We start from the raw sequence: 18,043 nt of genomic DNA, 5'->3' as shown, positions 1-18,043 counted from the left end.
CCATCCGGTCGACGAGGGGCGGCAGTTGAGGCTGCGGGGGATCTCGGGTGGCCACGCAGGGCTACGATCGATCAGCGGACAGCGCGACACAGGTGGGGGGACTCTGTGCTGAAGATCTTCTTGAGCTGGTCGGGGGACGCGTCGCGGCAGTGTGCCGAACTGCTGCACGACAAACTCCCCTATTTCAACGCGGCGATCGAACCCTTCGTCTCCTCGGCCGACGTCAGAAAGGGCGATCGGGGACTCCAGCGGATCGCCGAGCAGTTGGAGGGATCGTCGTTCGGCATCGTGTGCATCACCCCGACCAACCAGGACGCGCCGTGGATCAACTTCGAGTCCGGCGCGCTGTCGCGGCAGGTGAGCGAGGGCAAGGTGATTCCCTTCCTGCTCGGGACGCGGGTGCGCGACTTGCTGGACAGCCCGCTGAAGCAGTTCCAGGCGACGGTCGCCGATTCCCGGAGCGATGTGCTCGCGATGATCAAACACATCAACCTGCAGTGCGATCCAGCGACCAACGAGACACGGATCGAGCACCTCTTCGAGAAATTCTGGCCGGAACTCCACGCGGGCCTGGAGGAGATCGCCCAGGCACCGGCCGACGACGACGGCCGGCCCTCGCACCGGCCCACCGAGGAGATCCTGGACGACCTCCTTCCGCTCATCAGGGAGCAGGTGAACCGGATCACCGACCTGGAGAGAGCGGTGCAGGGGCTGCGATCCGCCCGGCTGATCAGCGGTGTCAAGCGCGTTCCGTTCGCCGGCATCTTCGACGAGGAGTCGTCGGAAGATCCCGGTGACATCGCCTCCGAGGACGCCAGGGACTGATGTGACGGCACGTGTACTCCAGCGGTTCCAGGCGGTGTTCACCACCCGGCACGGCCGCATGCTGCTCGGCCGCAACTGCGGTATCTGGTTCGGCCTGCTCTCCGGCGGCGCACAGCTCTACCTCACCTTCTGGCCGGACAGCACCCTGCCGCGCGGCGCCGCGCTGCTGGTCCTGGCGGCGGTCTCGCTGGCCGGTGGCATCCTGCGCTCGCTGCCGGGCGATCGGATCAGCCGCGAGTTCCGGCATCCCGACTTCACCGTCACCGTGGAAGTGGGCGACCTCTTCACCTATCCGTCGCATCTGGTCCTCGGCTTCAGCGACACCTTCGACACCGATACGCAGGGCGATCTCCTCATCGTGAGCCGCAGCGTCCAGGGCCAGTTCCTCACCCGCGTCCATGGTGGCGACACGGCGAGTCTGGATGCCGAACTCGACGCCGCCCTGGCGGGAGTGGCCCCCGCGTCCGTGGAGTCCCGTACGGACAAGCGGGTCGGGAAGCTGACGCGCTATCCCCTGGGTACCGTCGCCGTGCTCAGCCGCGGTGACCAGCGTTTCTTCTGCTCGGCCTACGGCCGGATGGGCAACGAACTGGTGATCAGCAGCGGGCCGGACCAGATGTGGCACAGTCTGTGGGCGCTGTGGGGCGCCGTCCATCTGCGGGGACGCCGCGAGCCCGTGGCCATGCCGATCGTGGGATCGGACCTCGCCCGGGTCAACGGCCTGGACCACCAGAGTCTGGTGAAGCTGATCCTGCTGTCCTTCGTGGCCCGGTCACGTGACGGGGTGGTGAGCCGGGAGCTGACCGTGGTCGTGAGCCGGAGCGACGCCCACCGTATCGACATGCTCGAACTCGACGTATTTCTGAGGTCACTGTGAGGTCGTCATGAGGGGATCGTTCTCGGAGGCGGAGACCTCGCCGTACTTCTTCCTGAGCTACGCGCACACGCCGCGCAGCGCGAGCGCCACACCGGATCCCAACATCTGGATCGCCAAGCTCTTCGAAGATCTCTGCGCGCACGTCATGGCCCTCACCGATCTGCCGACCGGCGTGTCCGCCGGTTTCATGGACCGGCAGTTGATCGCCGGCGAAGGCTGGTCCGAACGGATCTTGGATGCCCTGGCCACCTGCCGGGTGTTCGTACCGCTCTACTCGCCCCGCTACTTCCGCAGTGAGACGTGCGGAAAGGAATGGTTCGCCTTCTCCCAGCGCGAGATCAGACAGAGCGCCGCCACCGCACGGCAGATGACCGCCATCGTTCCCGCACTGTGGGTGCCGGTCGCCCCTGCGCACCTCCCCCCGGCCGCCGAGCGTCTGCAGTTCAATCACACGGATCTCGGCAGCGACTACGCCAGCGAAGGCCTCTACGGTCTGATCAAGCTCAGATATCTGCGGGACGAATACGAGCGCGCCGTATACCGGCTGGCCCAGCGGATCGTACGGGTCGCGCAGTCGACTCCTCCCCCGCACGGCCCGCGTCCCGACTACCACGGTGTTCCCAATGCCTTCGGCCGCACGGCCGACACCCGTGTGCTGCGGATCATCGTCGCCGCCCCGACGACCGGACACCTGCCGGCCGGCCGGGAGGCCGCCCCCTACGGCTCCTCGGCACTGGGCTGGAATCCGTATCATCCGGACTCCCGTCTTCCGGTCGCCGCGGTGGCTGCCGACCTCCTGCGCTCACTCGGCTTCCGCACCACGCTGGAGTCGCTCGACGACCTCGCTGACGATCTGGCCGGGCAGACGTTCGACGACCCGGTGCTGCTGCTCGTCGATCGATGGGCGCTGCGCGACCCCCGGCTGCGCGACGCGCTCGTCCAACTGGACGCCGCGCCACCGGACATCGTGAGCGCTGTCGTCCCCTGGAACGCCGACGACGCCCGCAACGCGACACCGGACGCGCCGGATTCCGCGGAGCTGGAGGACGCGCTGCCGCAGCTCCTCAGGCGCAGTCGTGCCGCGTCACGGCTCGCCGTCACCGGTGTGCCCACCGCCGACGCCCTCTACGAAACACTCACCGTCGTCGCACAGCGCCTCGAGGTCCAGGTGCGACGCAAGTCCTCGGATTCCCCGCTGCCGCGCCTCGGAGCGTTACGTCAGGACCCGGCAGACTCCGGCAGCACGCCGCAGGACGGCCCCCGGTGAGCGGGGGGCGCGACGGCCTCATCATCACCTTCTACTCCTACAAAGGCGGAGTGGGACGGACGATGGCTGTCGCGAACGTCGCCTGGATCCTGGCCGCCAACGGATACCGGGTGCTGGCCTCGGACTGGGACCTGGAGGCGCCCGGACTCCACCACTACTTCCAGCCGTTCCTGCCACGGTCGACGGCCGGCTCCACCACGGGCATCGTCGATCTGTTCGCCGACTTCGCCGACCAGGCCAGAGCGTACGAGCAGCCTGACGAGGACCTGTACCGGCACCATGCGCGGGTGCGCCCGCACGCCGTCTCCGTCGAGTGGGCCTTCCCCGGCGGCGGATCGCTCGACTTCCTCTCCGCCGGGCGCCAGAACCGCGAGTACCTCGCCGCTCTGGCCTCCTACGACTGGGACGATCTGGACGAACGCTTCCTGGAGACGCTGCGTCAGGACATGCGCACCCACTACGACTACGTCCTGATCGACAGCCGTACCGGGCTCGGCGGCGCGGTCGAGATCTGTACCCGCGACCTGCCCGACATCCTGGTGAGCTGCTTCACCTTCAGCGGCCAGAGCATCGAGGGATCAGCGAAGACCGCACGCTACATCGACCGGAACGCACCGGAGCGGGGAATGACCATTCTTCCGGTCCCCATGCGCATCGACGAGCGACAGACCACGCGACTGGCCGCCGGACGGCGCCTGGCCCGTACCCGGTTCGCGGGTCTGCCGCACGGCCTGTCCCACGAGGCGACCGACCATTACTGGGCCACCACCCAGATCCCTTACCGGCCGGGGTACGAGTACGAGGAGATCCTGGCAGCCTTCGCGGACGCGCCCGGCGCCCCGGACACGCTGCTCGCCGCGTACGAACGGCTCACCTCGACCATCACGGACGGCCGCATCACGCACCTACCGCCGCTCGACGAAGCGTTGCGCCGCCATCATCTGGAGCGTTTCGTCCGGCCCTCGTCCCCCGGGCAGACGCCCATCGCGCTCTCCTACGTCCCGCAGGACCGCATGTGGGCCGACTGGATCACATCGGTCCTCACCCAGGACGGATTCCAGGTCCTGTCGCACCGGTTCGACGCCGAGCCCTTCCCGGTGAAGGCCGAGTCGCCCCAGGTGGTCGTCCTGATGTCGGCCGCCTATCTGCGATCTCCCCGGTCCCGGGCGGCCTGGTCCACGGTCGCCGCGCACCCCGGCGCACCGGTTCCCGTCGCTCTGCGGATCGAGGAGACACCCGCCGGTACCGTCCTGGAGAACGTGCGGCGGGTCGACCTCACCGCGGCCGAAGAGGACACCGCGCGGGACGCGGTGCTGCGCGCCGTGAACGGACCGCGACTCGCCCCGCAGCCCGGCGGGCCCCGCTTTCCGCGCGGTGTTCCCGCCGTGTGGAACGTACCCACGCGCAGCCCCCGGTTCTTCGGCCGGGACGCCGTTCTCGACGACCTCCACGACGGCCTCGCCGTCAGCCGGCGCCAGTTGGTGCTGCCGCTCGCGGGCCGCGGGTGCGGTCGGCGCCAGCTGGCCGTCGAGTACGCGCACCGCTTCCGTGCCGAGTACGACCTGGTCTGGTGGGTGCCCGCCGCGACGCGGTACCTCGCCATGGCGTCGCTGGCCCGGCTCGGTCAGGCGATGGGCCTGCCGACGGCCGACGGCATCGAGGCGGCGGCGCAGCGAACATTGAGAGCGCTCGACGCCGAGACCACCTCACCGCAGTGGCTGCTCGTCTTCGACGACGCCGGAAGCCCCGCGGACCTGTCCGGGTTCCTGCCGTCACGTCGCGGCCGGACCCTGCTGACCTCCCGCGACCTCAGCTGGGAGTGGCCCGGCGACACCGTACAACTGACGTCGTTCCAGCGGCTGGAGAGCGTCGGACTGCTGCGCGACCGCGCGCCCGGCATCAGCCCCGACGAGGCCGATGATGTCGCGGCGGCGGTGAACGACCACCCGGGAGCGCTCGTGCAGGCGGCGGTCTGGCTCGAAACCGCTCCGCCGGAGCACGGGTCGTACGCGGCGGCACTCGCCGCGGCACTCCACGCCTCACCGGTGACCACCCGGGAAGGAGCCCCGACCCGGCTGGCCCTCGCCTCGTTGCAGGACCGCTCCCCCGCGGCGGTTCGGATGCTGCAGCTCCTCTGCACACTGGGTCCCCTCGCGCTGCCGATGAGCGCCGTGCAGAGCGAAGCGGTGCTCGCCGTGCTGCGCCCGCTCGACCCGTCGCTGCAGGACCACCTGCAACTCGGGGGCCTCGTACAGGAACTGAGCCGGCACGCCCTGATCAACCTGGACGCCGTCGAGCATGCGCTGCGGGTGCCCGGTCAGGTCCGGGACGAGGTGCTCATGGAGCTGGGGGCCGACGAGGACGACATGCGCGTGGTGCGGCACCTGACGCACCGCGTCCTGCGGGCGGCGGGACCGCGCCAGGGCGAGGCCGAGGACTCCTGGCACGGATGGGCCGGGTTCGAACAGCTCTGGCCGCACCTGGATCACACGGAGGCCGAGACCTGCCCGGCCGAGGCCACGAAGGCCGTGCTCATCGAGCGGGTCCGGCGCACTGCGACCGTCGGGGCGCCCCAGGACGCCCAGTGGCTCGGCCGCCGGCTGGACCTGCTCTGGTCCGGGACGGACGGTGAACAGCCGACCTGGCAGACCTTGAGCCTGCGCCACGAGCTGGCTTCGTTGCGGCGCCGGATGGACGACCACGCAGGAGCCCTCGCCCTCGATCAGGACACGTTGGAGCGGCGGCAGGCGACCCTGCCCGCGGACCACCCCCACATCCTGCTGTCGCAGGCCGCCGTGGCCGCCGACCTGCGCGGTCTGGGCCGCTTCGCGGAGTCACTGGCATCGGCTCACTCCGCCCAGCAGGGTCTTCGCCACTCCCTCGGTGCCGATCACCCGCGGTCGCTCGCCGCCGCGGACGAGCTGGCGGTCTCCTTGCGCCTGACCGGTCACTACACGCGTGCCAGGGAACTCCATCGGGCCACCTGGCAACTCCAGGGCCAGACGCTCGGCTTCGACGACCCGTCGACGGTGGCCGTCGGCCGGGGCCTGGCGCGCGACCTGAGAGAGACCGGCGACTACCGTGCTTCGTACCGGCTGCTGCGCACCTTCCCGGCGACCGCGCATCCGGTGAATGACACCGCAGGACTGCTGACCGCCATGGATCTGGCCGCCTCACTGCGGCGGCTGGGCCGGCACGCTGACGCTCTCACCGTCCTTCAGCAGGCGTTCGACGCGCCTCCCGGGTCCGACGAGCATCCCGGGCAGCTGGCCATGGCCGGCTTCATCGCGCTCGCACTGGCCGCCCACTACTCACCCGATGCCGGGATCAACGCAGCAACGCCGTCGGAGCGGCTGCTCGCCCTCCAGGAACTGCTGCCTCCCGAACACCCCGACACCTGCGTACACCTGCACAACATCGTGGTGTGCCTGCGCGCCTCCGGCGAGACCGAGCGTGCCCACACGACAGCCGCCCTGGCCGTCCGCGGCCTCGACACTCTCCTGGGCGCCGAGCATCCCTACAGCCTGCGTGCCCGGACGACCCTCATCAACACGCTGGCCGACCAGGACCGCATGCGGGAGTCCGCCGAGATCGGGCAGCAGTGCCACAAGGGGCTCGTCGACCGGCTCGGGCCGGACCATCCCGACACGCTGCTCTGTGAAGCCAACCTGTCGCTGACCCTGACCGCCCTCGGCGCGACTGCGCACGGCGATCGCCTGCACCGCCACGCGGTCCGCACGCTCACCAGAACCATGGGCGACACCCACCCGTGGACAACACGTGTCAAAGGCGGCCTCCGCTGCGACGCCGACCTCGAACCGCAGCTCATCCAGTAGCGCTTCGCCATGTGCGTGCCGCGACGGGCGCGGCGGGGCCACGGCCCGGACTTCGGGCCGGGACTTCGGGCCGGGACTTCGGGCCGGGTCTTCGGGCCGGGGGCAGGCAGCCCCTTTCGGGTGAATGTGCTGACCCGGTCGGGTCGCGCGCGATGGGGTGTTCGCTGGACCTGCGCGCAGTTCTGGCACGTGACGGCCCGGTTCCTCCCCTCGGGACGACGTCCACAGCCTGGCGAATCCGACCCCTCGGCATGACTATTATCCCTGCAATCCGTACACTCCGTGGAATTCCACGGAGAATTCTACGAGCAGCTTCGATCCGAATAGCACGTGCGTTCCCGCAATGGATCCTGCTCCGTGCGGTCCGACACACGGCTTGAATCGAACACATTAATGAGGGAGAAGGATATGCAGAGCGTCACCAATGGCATTTCAGCAGCAGCCCTGAAGAACGTCGTATGGGTCAAGAGCTCCCACAGTGATGCGATCGGCAACTGCGTGGAGGCCGCCGCGCTGCCCGGTGGAGAGGTGGCCCTGCGCAACTCACGGGACCCGCAGGGCCCGGCGCTGGTGTACACGCGTTCGGAGATCACCGCTTTCCTGGCGGGCGCCCGGGACGGGGAGTTCGATATGTTCATCTGATTCCCATACGGGGACAAAATAACGTTCGGGTGCACTGTGGGCTCCGAGGTGAAAGGGTATTTTCCGACGTCTGTATATGACGAGGAGCCCACGTGTCCGCCGAGCGTCTGCACATTGCCGCACTTGAGCCCTACCTCACTCCAGCCACACCGACGCCTTTCGTGATGAAAAGGCTGGTGGGCAGCCTTCTGCAGCGCATGCGCCTGGAGGCAGGTTTCACAGGGCCGGATGTCAAGCGTCACCTGGGGATCTCGGGTGCGAAGCTCTGCCGAATCGAGAGCGGCGAGGGCAAGCGGCCGGCGCAGGAGTCCGTTGTGGTGGATCTTCTCGATCTCTACGGCACCGAGGACAACGACGCCGCCGTGGTACTGGCTCTGTTGGCGAATGCCGACCGGCGCGGGTGGTGGCAGCGCGGCAACCCCAAACTCCTGGACTGGCTGGACCGGTTCATCGATCTGCAGGAAGGCGCCTCGCTCATCCGCACGTTCGAGTTGATGCTGGTGCCGGGTCTGCTCCAGACCGAGTCCTACGCCGAGGCAGTGATCCGCCGTGGCCGGCAGCACGAGACGGAATCCGAGGTCCTCCGCGCCGTCCGACTGCGGATGCAGCGCCAGGACCTCCTGGTGCGCCCCGACGGCGCCACGCTGTGGGCGGTCATCGACGAGTCCGTGCTCTACCGAAACTACGGCGGACCGCAGGTGATGGCCGAGCAGCTGCAGCGCCTGCTGGCCCTCTCGGAGCTGTCAGAGAAACCCTCCCGCGTCAGCCTGCAGATCATCCCGCAGTGTCCCCCTGAGGCGGTTCCGCCCGGCATGGCCTTCACCTACTTGCGGTTCCCGCACCAGGATCTGGCTGACGTGGCCTACACCGAGCTGCCCAAGGGCGGTGTGTTCGAGGAGGACCCCGAACACACCGCGGACTACCGGATGCAACTGGACCTGCTCTCCCAGATCGCCTTGACGCCGGCCGACACCAGGGAGTTGCTGCACTCGACCATCAGCGAGCGCTACAGCTGACGGGCCTTTCGCGGCCACGGCGTCACGGCGTCACGGGATGCGGACCACGCCGCCGAACTCAGTCCATTCCTGGCTGGTCTGACGCGGAAGCAGGTCGCTGTTCGGGCGCCAAGTGGAGACTTCCACCAGGCCCGGGTCGAGGATGTCCATGCCGGCCACGAAGTCCCGCACGTCCTTCTCTTCGCGGACCCGGCCCCAGTTGCCGTGCGTCTGTTCGTCCATGAACGTGGTGACGAAGTCCCGGATCTTGGGGTCATCGCTGACGAGTTGGCACACCACCAGGAAGCTGCCCGGGGCCAGGCGCTCCGCGACCCGGCGCACCAAGCCGGCGGGATCGTCCCGGTCGGGGATGCAGTGCAGGACGGAGACGAACAATGCGGCGGTGCGCTGGTTCGGGTCGATGAGCCGCCGGGTGTCAGGATTCTCGAAGATGGCGTCGGTGTCGCGCATGTCGGCGTGGATGACCGTGGTGGAGGTGTTCTCCTCCAAGATGGCCCGCCCGTGGGCCATGACCATCGGGTCGTTGTCGATGTAGACAACACGACTGGCGGGATCGACACGTTGGGCGACCTGGTGGACATTGTCCTGGGTGGGCAGGCCCGACCCGTGGTCGACGAATTGGCGGATGCCGTGCTCCGCGGCCAGGGTGCGCACGGCCCGCTGCAGGAAGTGCCGGTTGTTGACCGCCAGAGCCTTGGTACTGGGCACCTCCTCGAGCAGAAGAGCGCATGCCTCCTGGTCAACGGGATAGCTGTCCTTCCCGCCGAGAAGGAAGTCGTACATTCGCGCCACGCTGGGCACGCTCACGTCGACCGTCACGGGCAACGGTTTGTCGCTGTAGCTCATCAGGCCCCCATCGTGCCGTGCCGGCACGCTCCACTTGCTCCACTCACTCAAGGTGCCATCCTAGGCAACAGCGTGTAGCGGTGAACAGTGCGCGAATGGGGTTTTGCGGATCACATCGTGGCGAACACGACACTGGACATCCCGGCACGCAGCCGGGTTCAGATCGCCGGGAAGGTCGGCGTAATCCCCAGCGCGGCGGCGATCGCTCCCCAAACAGCGTTCAGCGCGCTGTCGGAGGTGACCGCCGGATCACTGAGCATGAGTCGGATGCCGTAGCCGTCGCACAGCGCGAGGATGTGGGTGCTGAGGCCGGCGACGTCGGTCGTGGTGAATTCACCCGCCTGGATTCCTCGGTTCAGCGCGCCGGCCACCCACTCCTGGAGCTGGTCGTACAGATCGACGGCGAACCGCTGCGTCTCCTCGTCGCGCAGCGCCCGCACCCACAGTTCCTGCCACAGACGCCAGTCCTGGCGCAGCTCGGGGTCCATGGGCAGCAGACTCCGCACGATGCGGGCCAGGATGACCGACGGTGCCACCGAGTCCGCGTCACGCTCGAGATCCACGGTGGTGTTGGCGAACGAGTGGGTCATCGCCTCGGTGAAGAGCTTGTCGCGGGTCTTGTAGTGGTAGTGCAGCAGAGCGGTCGACACCCCGGCGCGTTCCGCCACCATCCACATCCGGATCTTCTCGAACCCGGTCTCGGCGATCACTTGGCAGGCGGCGGACAGAATCCGCTCGCGGGTCTCCGTCGTGCGCCCGTTCGTGGCCACGGTTGTGCTCCCCAGTTGTCGTCTGCGCGGTGACCTGACCATCCTCTCCCATGATCTGGACCACCGGGACCGGGGGCGCGCCTGACGGCCCTGGTGGGGCGGCCGCGGCGGCCGGACCGGGCTCGGCTATGCGTAGGTGTGGAACCCGCGTCCCGTCTTGCGCCCGAGTAGGCCCGCCTCGACCATCCGGGACAGCAGCGGCGGCGGTGAATACAGGGGTTCCTTGAACTCCGCGTACATCGATTCGGCGATGGCACGGGTGGTGTCCAGGCCGATCAGGTCGGTCAGCGCGAGTGGACCGAGCGGGTGGGCGCACCCCAGGACCATCCCCCGGTCGATGTCCTCGATGGAGGCGGTACCGGACTCGACCAGGCGCACGGCGGCGAGCAGGTACGGAACGAGGAGTGCGTTGACGACGAAGCCCGCCCTGTCCTGTGCGCGCACGATCTCCTTGCCGAGGGTGTCGCGGGCGAAGGTCTCGGCCCGGTGGATGGTGGCTGCGGAGGTGAGGAGCGAGGGCACGAGTTCCACCAGCCGCAGCACCGGGACCGGATTGAAGAAGTGCACGCCGACCACCTGCTCGGGCCGGGAGGTGGCGGCCGCCAGGCGAATCACCGGGATGGAGGAGGTGTTGGTGGCCAGTATCGCGTCCGGCCTGGTGACCACGGCGTCGAGCCGGGTGAACACCGCGACCTTGGTCTGCTCGTCCTCGGCGACCGCCTCGATGACCAGGTCGCGGTCGTGCAGCGGGTCGAGCTCCGCGACAACCGTGATGCGTGCCAGTGCGGCGTCGCGGTCGGCGGCGTCGAGCTTGCCGTGGCCTGTGGCACGCTCCAGGGACCGCGCGATCCGGTCCCGGCCGGCCCGGGCCGCTGCCGGGCCTGTCTCCGCGACGACCACATCGATTCCGGCTCGCGCGCAGACCTCGGCGATGCCGGAGCCCATGAGTCCGCACCCTACGATGCCCACCCGTTCGATGTCGGCCATCGGTTCTCCTTCATGGTGTGTCGGGGTGTGGTGTGTCGATCGGCTGCCCGGGGCCGGCCCCTGTGCGGGGCCGCCCCCGGGCGTTACGCGGAACCGGGTCGGCTCCCGGCAGAGGTCACCGCGATTGGGGAAGGTCCAGGACTCCGGTGCCGCGCTTGATGAGCTCGTTGGCGATGATGAGCCGCTGGATCTCGGAGGTGCCCTCCCAGATGCGGTCCACCCGGAGCTCGCGGTACAGGCGTTCCACCGGGTAGGAGCGGTCGTAGCCGCGGCCGCCGAAGATCTGCAGACACCGGTCGATCACCCGGCCCGACGCCTCACTCGCCGAGAGTTTGGCGATGGCGGCCTTGGCGTGCAGGGCCTTCCGGTTCTCCTCCGTCGATCCGGTGACCTCCCAGGCCACCTGGTGGGTGTAGGCGCGATTGACCGCGATGTCCACGGCGCAGTCGGCCAACATCCCCTGGATCAGCTGGAAATCAGCGATGCGGGAGCCGAACTGCTCACGGCCCAGTGCCCAGTCCCGGGCCAACTCCAGCCCGCGCTCGGCGGCGCCGATGGTGCGCGCCGCGATCATCAGCCGCTCCTCGGTGAACCAGGAGCGGGTGATGTCGTAGCCCTCGCCGATGCCACCAAGGACGGCGTCCTCGCCCACCTGGACATCGGTGAAGATGAACTCGGGGTGCTCGTACACGAAGGTGTGCATGAAGCGGGGCACGCGGGTCATCTCGATCCCGGGCGTGTCCTTGTCGACGAGGAAGAGCGTGGGGGCGCGTTCGGGCCCCGCGGCCGCCAGCACGATCATGAAGTCGGCGTGGTCTCCGACGGTGACGAACCACTTCTCACCGTTGAGCACCCAACCCGATGCGGTCCTGGTGGCCGTGGTGGCCAGATTCTGCGGATCGGACCCGGCGTTGGGCTCGGTGACCGCGTAGCAGTCCCGGCGCTGCCCGTTGATGACCGGGATGAGGTAGCGCTCGCGCTGCTCGGGTGTGCAGAAGCGCAGCGCGTTGGCCGGGCGCCAGACCATGTCCCACAACGCTCCGGTGAGGCGTCCCAGTTCTTCCTGGACGGTGGCCTGCTCGGCGATGGTGAGTCCGGCACCGCCCCACTCGATTGGCATGTTGACCGCCTGGAGGCCGGAGTCGAGAACGGCGTCGCGGACGGCGGCATGGGCCTGGGGCGACAGGCCGTTGTCCGTCTCGCAGTCGGTCTCGTACTGCGTGATGAACTCGGTGAGGGAGCGCGCGGCGGTCTTGAGCTGTATCTGACGTTCGGTGAGCCGGAAGTCCATGTGGTTCCTCGCGAGTGTGATGGGCCGGTGGGGTGCGGTGGACGGTGACGGTCGGGGTCAGGGGGTGGGCAGGGCCAGGACTCCGGTGCCGCGCTTGATGAGCTCGTTGGCGATGATGAGCCGCTGGATCTCGGAGGTGCCCTCCCAGATGCGGTCCACCCGGACCTCGCGGTACATGCGCTCCACCGGGTAGGAGCGGTCGTAGCCGCGGCCGCCGAAGATCTGCAGACACCGGTCGATCACCCGGCCCGCGGCCTCGCTCGCCGAGAGCTTGGCGGTGGCGGCCTTGGCGTGCAGGCTCTTGCGGTCGGTGGACGGCTGATCGGCCTCCCACGCGACCTGGTGGGTGTAGGCGCGGTTGACCGCGATGTCCACGGCGCAGTCGGCCAGCATCCCCTGGATCAGCTGGAAATCAGCGATGCGGGAGCCGAACTGCTCACGGCCCAGTGCCCAGTCCCGGGCCAGCTCCAGAGCGCGCTGTGCGGCGCCGACCGTCCGGGCGGCGATCATCAGCCGCTCGTCGGTGAACCACTCCTTGGTCAGGGCGTAACCCCCGCCGACGCCGCCGAGCACATCCTCGTCGCCGACGTAGACATCGGTGAACGTGAACTCCGGGTGCCCGTTCACCGCGCTGTGCATGAACTGCGGGACCCGCGTCATCGTCACTCCGGCGGCGGCTTTGTCGACGAAGAACAACGTCGGAGCCCGCTCCGGGCCGGCGTCCGCCTGGACCAGCAGGAAGTCGGCGATGTCACCGCAGGTGACAAACCACTTCTCACCGTTGAGCAGCCAGCCGCCCTCCGTACGGGTGGCGGTGCTGGTCCCCGAGGACGGATCGGATCCGGCACCGGGCTCGGTCACCGCGAAGGCATCGAACCGCTCCGCGCGGATGACCGGCAACAGGTACTTCTCCCGCTGGCGTTCGTCGCCGTAGGCCAGGACGTTGGCGGGGCGCCAGGGAATGTCCCACAGGCAGTTGGTCACCTTGCCGAACTCCTCCTCGACGATGACCTGGTCGAGCAGGCTCAGCCCGGCTCCGCCCCACTCGGCGGGCATGTTGATGGCGTAGACCCCGGCGTCCATGGCCGCGCGGGTCAACTCGACGACCGTCTCCTTCGGCAGGGGGCCGCCGGCCGTCTCCGACTGATCCTCGTAGCCCATCAGGAGCCGCGCGTAGGCGGCGGCGCGCTGTTTGAGGTCGGCCTGTTCGGTGGTGTAACGCATATCCATGAGGGCCTCTTCAGGGGCTTGAGGGATGGCGTGGGCAGGGCTGCGGATGGGCGGGCCGACTGGTCCGGGTGGTCCGGGTGGTCCGGGACGAGGTGGTCCGGGGTCCGCGGTGGGGGTTCGTGGGCGGCGGTGAGGGTTCGGGAGGGGCCGCGGCTGGTGTGCCGGGCCACTGGTCGCCGGGTGGTGGGGTGCCGTCAGGCGAGCACGGCTCGTGAGTCCAGTGCGAGCACGCCGTCGGGGCGGACCAGAAGCGGGTTGATCTCCAGCTCGGCGATCTCGGGGTGGGCGGCGGCGAAGGCCGTGATCCTTTCGATGGCTTCGGCCGCGGCGGCCACGTCCACAGCGGGCCTGCCGCGTACACCGTCGAGCAGGGTGGCCGTGCGGAGACTGCGCAGAAGTGTCCGGGCACGCTCGGCGGAGACGGGGGCCAGGGCGAACGCGACGTCCCGCAGTGCCTCGGCGAGGACGCCGCCGAGGCCCACCATGGCGACCGGCCCGAATCGGGGATCACGGTTGACGCCCACGATGAGTTCGATCCCGTCCGAGAGGTCGGCCATGGACTCCACCGAGTACGCGGGCGCGCCGAGCCGACCGTGCATTTCACGGAAGGCGGCGAGCAGGGCGTCGCGGCCGGACAGGTTCAGTGCCACCCCGCCGGCATCCGATTTGTGCAGCAGGTGCAGGGCTTTGAGGACGTAGGGGCCGGGGATCTCGTCGGCGGCGGCGAGCAACTCTTCCTGGTCTCGCACCTCGCGCACCGCCGGGAAGGGGATTCCCGCCGTCTCCAGCGCGCGGCGGGTCGCCAGGTAGCCGGTCTCGCGCAGGGGCTCGGCGGCCGCCGGCAGCGGGAGGATTCCCGACGACGCCGGGTGCGGCGGCGCGGTGAGGGCTGCCAGCGCACGGGCGGCGTCCTCGGTAGCGTCGAAGACGGGGATTCCCGCCGATGCCAGGGTCCGGCAGCTGGACGACCGGGGGTACATCGACTGGACGACCAGGGGTGTGGCGACGGTGCGCTGGTGGGCGGCGATCGCCCGCGCCGCCGCCGTCTCACCGGCCGCCAGGGCCGTCCCGCCTGCGCCGAGGCCGCCGTCGCCGGCCGCGTAACCGCCGAAGTATCCGGTCATCAGTACGGCATCGGTCTCCTCGGCGTCCAGCAGCGTGGCCACCGCGGCGGCGTAGGACGCGGGGTTCTGCTCGCCCATGCCGGCCAGGTCGACCGGGTTCACGACCGCCGACTGCTCCCACAGCGTGGCCCGCAGGCCGTCCTGGGTGGCCGGTTCGAGCTCGGGCACCGTCAGCCCCGCGGCTTCGACGGCGTCGGCGGCGATGACGCCGTGGCCGCCGCCGTCGGTGAGGATCGCGACCCGGTGGCACCGGACCCGCCGACCGCTGTCCAGGGCGGCCAGGACGACGGTCAGCTCGCGGGGTGTGGCGACCAGTTCGATGCCCGCGTCGCGGCACGCCGCGGTGACGACATCCGCGGATGTCGTCAGCGCTCCGGTGTGCGACTGGGCGCTGCGGGCCGAGGCGTCGCCACGGCCACCGGTCATCAGGACGACCGGTTTGCCGGCTGCGGCGGCCGCTTCGGCGAAGGCGCGGCCGTCCGCGAAGTCCTCCGCGTAGACGGCGATCGCCCGGGTGCCTTCATGCAGGGCGCAGTCGGCGAGGAGGTCGACGAGTGTGACGTCTGCCTGGTTGCCCAGCGATACGAACCGGGAGAAGCCCAGGTCGTGCGCCCCGAAGCGGAGTTGGAGCTCCAGGGCGAGGTTGCCGCTCTGGCTCAGCAGCGCCACTCCGCCGGGGGTGAAGTGGTCGGAGGCGAGATGGAGGTCGGTGGTGTTGTCCGCGATGCCGAGGCAGTTGGGTCCGACCATGACCGCCCCGGCCGCGCGTACCCGCTCGGCGATGGCCCGCTGGCGTTCGCGTCCGGCCGGTCCGGTCTCGGCGAAGCCGGCGGTGATGGCCACGATCGAGCGGGCTCCGCAGGCCAGGGCCTCATCGACGGCTGCTTCGAACCCCGCGGCCGGGACGGAGATCACCGCCAGGTCGACGGGCTCGCCGATCGCGGCGAGGCTGCTGGCCGCGGTCCGGCCCAGCACCGTTCCGCCGCGCCGGTTGACCAGGTGCACTGGGCGGCGGTGCGGGGCGCGCACCGCTTGGGCGGCTATGGCGTGGCCGTACTTGGCCGGGTCGTCACTGGCTCCGACGACGGCCACCGAGATGGGGTCGAACAGGGCCGACAGGTCACGTCCCATGGTCACTTCACCAGTCGCAGTGCGGCGTTGGGGCAGGAGGTGACCGCTTCGGCGGCTTGTTCGGCGGTGGCGCCGGGGATGGTTGCGGCGGTCAGGTGGGCGTAGCCCCACTCGTCGATCCCGACCAGTTCCGGGGCGCGTTCATGGCACAGGCCGTAGCCCTGGCAGAGCGTGGAGTCCAGCTGGAGTTTCATGGGTGCTCCTCAAGAAATCGGGACGGTCCTGGGGGTTCGGGCGGCAGTGCGGCGGTTGGGGGGCAGCTGGGTCCGCTCAGGGAGCGGCCACCGTCAGGCGGTTCCCGCCGTCGGGCGGAGCGATGGCGCAGTCCGGGCAGGGTGCCTCCACATGCGACCGGACCAGGTGCGGGAAGTGGTGCAGCAGGGTCCCGGCGGTGCGTGCGGCTGCGTCGAGCAGACCGCACGCTCCGCGGCGGGGCAGGCCGGCGGACCAGCGCTGCAGGTTGTCGGTGTCCTGGGTGGACGCCTGTCCGCGTGCCAGTGCGGCCAGGGCGCCGGCGAGGGCCTGCGTACCGGAGACGCAGACGCCGCACTGCCGGGCGCTGTGCGCGGCGAGGAACCCGGCGGCGTCCGCCGCTGCCCCCACCGGGCAGTCCTGCGGGAACAGGAACCGGATCGCCCCGCAGCCGAGCGCCGTGCCCGCTGCCGCGAGCTCGTCGTGGTCCAGCCGCAGGTCCTGCCAGCCGTCGCCGAACAGCCCGCCGAACAGTCCGCCCATGAGCACCGCGGTGGCGCTCCCGGAGGCATGGGCGTCGGCCAGTGCCTTCAAGACGGTGCCTGTCGGCGCCTCGGCCAGTACCGGTTCGGTCCGGCCGCCGGAGAGGGTCACCAGGTAGGAGTCGGCCGCGGTAGCGGTACCCGGGGCGGCGGCCAGCAGAGCGAGTCGGGCCAGGGTCTCCACGTTGGCCACCAGTGTCGGCGCACCGCCGACGCCTCGTTCGAACGGGCGCGGGGGTTTGGCGGTGGGCAGCGCGGGACCGCCGTCGATCCGGCGCACCACGGCTGTTTCCTCACCCGCGACGTAGGTGTGCTCGGTCACGACGACCTCGACGGGAGTACTCGGCGGCCGCTCGGCCAGAGCCCGTCGGATGCTGTCGGCCGCGGCGGCGTCGGACAGGTAGACGTAGCCGCGCGCGGCTCCGGTCATGGACGCGGCATGGCGCAGTCCGTCGAGGACGAGGTGCGGCCGGGAGCGCAGCAGCCAACGGTCCTTCGCCGAGCCGGGCTCGCCCTCTTCGCCGTTGGCCACCACGACCGCCCGGTGCGGCGCGTCCCGCACTGACCGGAGCTTGTCGGCGGTGGGGAATCCCGCCCCGCCCCGTCCGCGCAGGCCACGGGTGGCGACGCGGTCGAGCAGCCGCCGGGGGTCGGGTGCGGCCGGGTAGCCGCCGGTCGCCAGGTAGGCGCTGAGGTCCTCGCCCCCGGGCGGCTGTGCGGTGAGCAGGCGGCGCTGCCCCGGGGGCATCAGGGAAAGGATCTCGGTCATGCGGCGCCTTCGTTCGGGGTGCGGTTCCTGAGGCGCCGCAACGCCTCTTCGAGTGCCTGCCGCTGCGCGGCGGTGGCTTCGTATCCGGGCCCGGGCAGGCCGATGAGCATCCGGTGGTGGTCGAGTACGACGTCTCCCGCGGTCAGTGCGGCCTCGCGATCGCCGTGGGCGGGGGTGTCCGCGGCGTCGACCACCAGGGCGGTGACCTCGGCGAGGTAGCGGAGCCAGCTGTGCTGGGTGCCGCGCAGGATCAGCTGTTGCACCCGCTGCCGTTCGGCTTCGGCCAGGCCGGCCGGTGTGCCGGTCGGTGTGCGGGAACCGGGTGTGCGGGAACCGGGTGTGCGGGAGCCGGGTGTGCGGGAGCCGGGTGTGCGGGAGCGCAAGGCTGCCACCACGGCGGGCAGTTCCCGCTCCGGCTCGGGGGTGAGGCCGAGCCAGACCAGATGCCGACGACAGCTCATGCGTGCCTCCGGGTACGAAGGGCCGGTCTCGGTGGGACCGAGGCGGGCGGATGGTTCGCGGTGGGTGGGACAAGGTGCGTGCCGGTGGCAGTGAGCGCGGTGCGGGCTGCCGCCCACCGAGGCGCTGTGGCCCGGGCTGGACCCGGTCCGCGGTGCGTTTCGGCGTCTCGGTGTCGGCTTCTCCTGGGACACCCGGCCGGTGGTCTTGCGGGGGCACCGGCCGGGTGCCGGTCCGGG

The 18,043-nt window shown here is 70.1% G+C and carries 15 protein-coding genes; 6 read left to right on the top strand and 9 right to left on the bottom strand.

Annotation, left to right across the window (positions count from 1 at the left end; genetic code table 11):
- The first annotated feature begins 105 nt into the window (after nucleotides 1-105).
- From AC07DC_RS16570 to AC07DC_RS16545, 6 genes are all read left to right on the top strand, one after another.
- Nucleotides 106-825 (top strand): TIR domain-containing protein, encoded by a 720-nt coding sequence (locus AC07DC_RS16570; protein ID WP_478915095.1) that lies wholly within the window; start codon nucleotides 106-108, stop codon nucleotides 823-825.
- A gap of 1 nt (nucleotide 826) precedes the next feature.
- A complete protein-coding gene (locus AC07DC_RS16565) occupies nucleotides 827-1,702 on the top strand; it encodes a macro domain-containing protein (RefSeq protein WP_478915094.1) in 876 nt (291 codons plus the stop codon).
- Nucleotides 1,703-1,709: 7 nt separating this feature from the next.
- On the top strand, nucleotides 1,710-2,969 hold the full coding sequence (locus AC07DC_RS16560; RefSeq protein WP_478915093.1) for a TIR-like protein FxsC: 1,260 nt from the start codon (nucleotides 1,710-1,712) through the stop codon (nucleotides 2,967-2,969).
- Nucleotides 2,966-6,805 carry an FxSxx-COOH system tetratricopeptide repeat protein gene (gene fxsT / locus AC07DC_RS16555; protein ID WP_478915092.1) on the top strand — a complete coding sequence of 1,280 codons (3,840 nt, stop codon included), beginning with the start codon at nucleotides 2,966-2,968 and terminating at the stop codon, nucleotides 6,803-6,805. The genes AC07DC_RS16560 and fxsT overlap by 4 nt, the downstream gene beginning before the upstream one ends.
- A gap of 408 nt (nucleotides 6,806-7,213) precedes the next feature.
- Nucleotides 7,214-7,447: a DUF397 domain-containing protein gene (locus AC07DC_RS16550; protein WP_478915091.1), complete on the top strand. Its 234-nt coding sequence runs from the start codon at nucleotides 7,214-7,216 to the stop codon at nucleotides 7,445-7,447.
- A 176-nt stretch (nucleotides 7,448-7,623) separates the two neighbouring features.
- On the top strand, nucleotides 7,624-8,463 hold the full coding sequence (locus AC07DC_RS16545; protein WP_478915090.1) for a helix-turn-helix domain-containing protein: 840 nt from the start codon (nucleotides 7,624-7,626) through the stop codon (nucleotides 8,461-8,463).
- Nucleotides 8,464-8,493: 30 nt separating this feature from the next.
- Here the strand turns inward: AC07DC_RS16545 and AC07DC_RS16540 are convergent, their stop codons facing one another.
- The 9 genes from AC07DC_RS16540 to AC07DC_RS16500 all read right to left on the bottom strand — a co-directional run bounded on the left by AC07DC_RS16540 (nucleotide 8,494) and on the right by AC07DC_RS16500 (nucleotide 17,806).
- Nucleotides 8,494-9,309 carry an SAM-dependent methyltransferase gene (locus tag AC07DC_RS16540; RefSeq protein WP_478915151.1) on the bottom strand — a complete coding sequence of 272 codons (816 nt, stop codon included), beginning with the start codon at nucleotides 9,307-9,309 and terminating at the stop codon, nucleotides 8,494-8,496.
- A 158-nt stretch (nucleotides 9,310-9,467) separates the two neighbouring features.
- Complete coding sequence (locus AC07DC_RS16535) at nucleotides 9,468-10,079, bottom strand: TetR/AcrR family transcriptional regulator (protein ID WP_478915089.1); 612 nt, start codon at nucleotides 10,077-10,079, stop codon at nucleotides 9,468-9,470.
- A 126-nt stretch (nucleotides 10,080-10,205) separates the two neighbouring features.
- Entirely contained in the window at nucleotides 10,206-11,066 is an 861-nt protein-coding gene (locus tag AC07DC_RS16530) for a 3-hydroxybutyryl-CoA dehydrogenase (RefSeq protein ID WP_478915088.1), read from the bottom strand.
- 115 nt (nucleotides 11,067-11,181) lie between these two features.
- Nucleotides 11,182-12,357: an acyl-CoA dehydrogenase family protein gene (locus tag AC07DC_RS16525; RefSeq protein ID WP_478915087.1), complete on the bottom strand. Its 1,176-nt coding sequence runs from the start codon at nucleotides 12,355-12,357 to the stop codon at nucleotides 11,182-11,184.
- Between the two features lie 57 nt (nucleotides 12,358-12,414).
- Nucleotides 12,415-13,587: an acyl-CoA dehydrogenase family protein gene (locus AC07DC_RS16520; RefSeq protein ID WP_478915086.1), complete on the bottom strand. Its 1,173-nt coding sequence runs from the start codon at nucleotides 13,585-13,587 to the stop codon at nucleotides 12,415-12,417.
- 194 nt (nucleotides 13,588-13,781) lie between these two features.
- Nucleotides 13,782-15,842, bottom strand: a complete 2,061-nt coding sequence (locus AC07DC_RS16515; protein ID WP_478915085.1) for an acetate--CoA ligase family protein — start codon at nucleotides 15,840-15,842, stop codon at nucleotides 13,782-13,784.
- A gap of 2 nt (nucleotides 15,843-15,844) precedes the next feature.
- Complete coding sequence (locus AC07DC_RS16510; RefSeq protein WP_478915084.1) at nucleotides 15,845-16,036, bottom strand: ferredoxin; 192 nt, start codon at nucleotides 16,034-16,036, stop codon at nucleotides 15,845-15,847.
- Nucleotides 16,037-16,112: 76 nt separating this feature from the next.
- Nucleotides 16,113-17,345 carry an NADH-ubiquinone oxidoreductase-F iron-sulfur binding region domain-containing protein gene (locus AC07DC_RS16505; RefSeq protein WP_478915083.1) on the bottom strand — a complete coding sequence of 411 codons (1,233 nt, stop codon included), beginning with the start codon at nucleotides 17,343-17,345 and terminating at the stop codon, nucleotides 16,113-16,115.
- On the bottom strand, nucleotides 17,342-17,806 hold the full coding sequence (locus tag AC07DC_RS16500) for a hypothetical protein (protein WP_478915082.1): 465 nt from the start codon (nucleotides 17,804-17,806) through the stop codon (nucleotides 17,342-17,344). The genes AC07DC_RS16505 and AC07DC_RS16500 overlap by 4 nt, the downstream gene beginning before the upstream one ends.
- Between the last annotated feature and the right edge of the window lie 237 nt (nucleotides 17,807-18,043).

The organism is Streptomyces sp. NPDC045021 (assembly GCF_056432645.1).
Note: the sequence above shows the minus strand (reverse complement) of the source record. Positions and strands in the feature narration are given on the sequence as shown.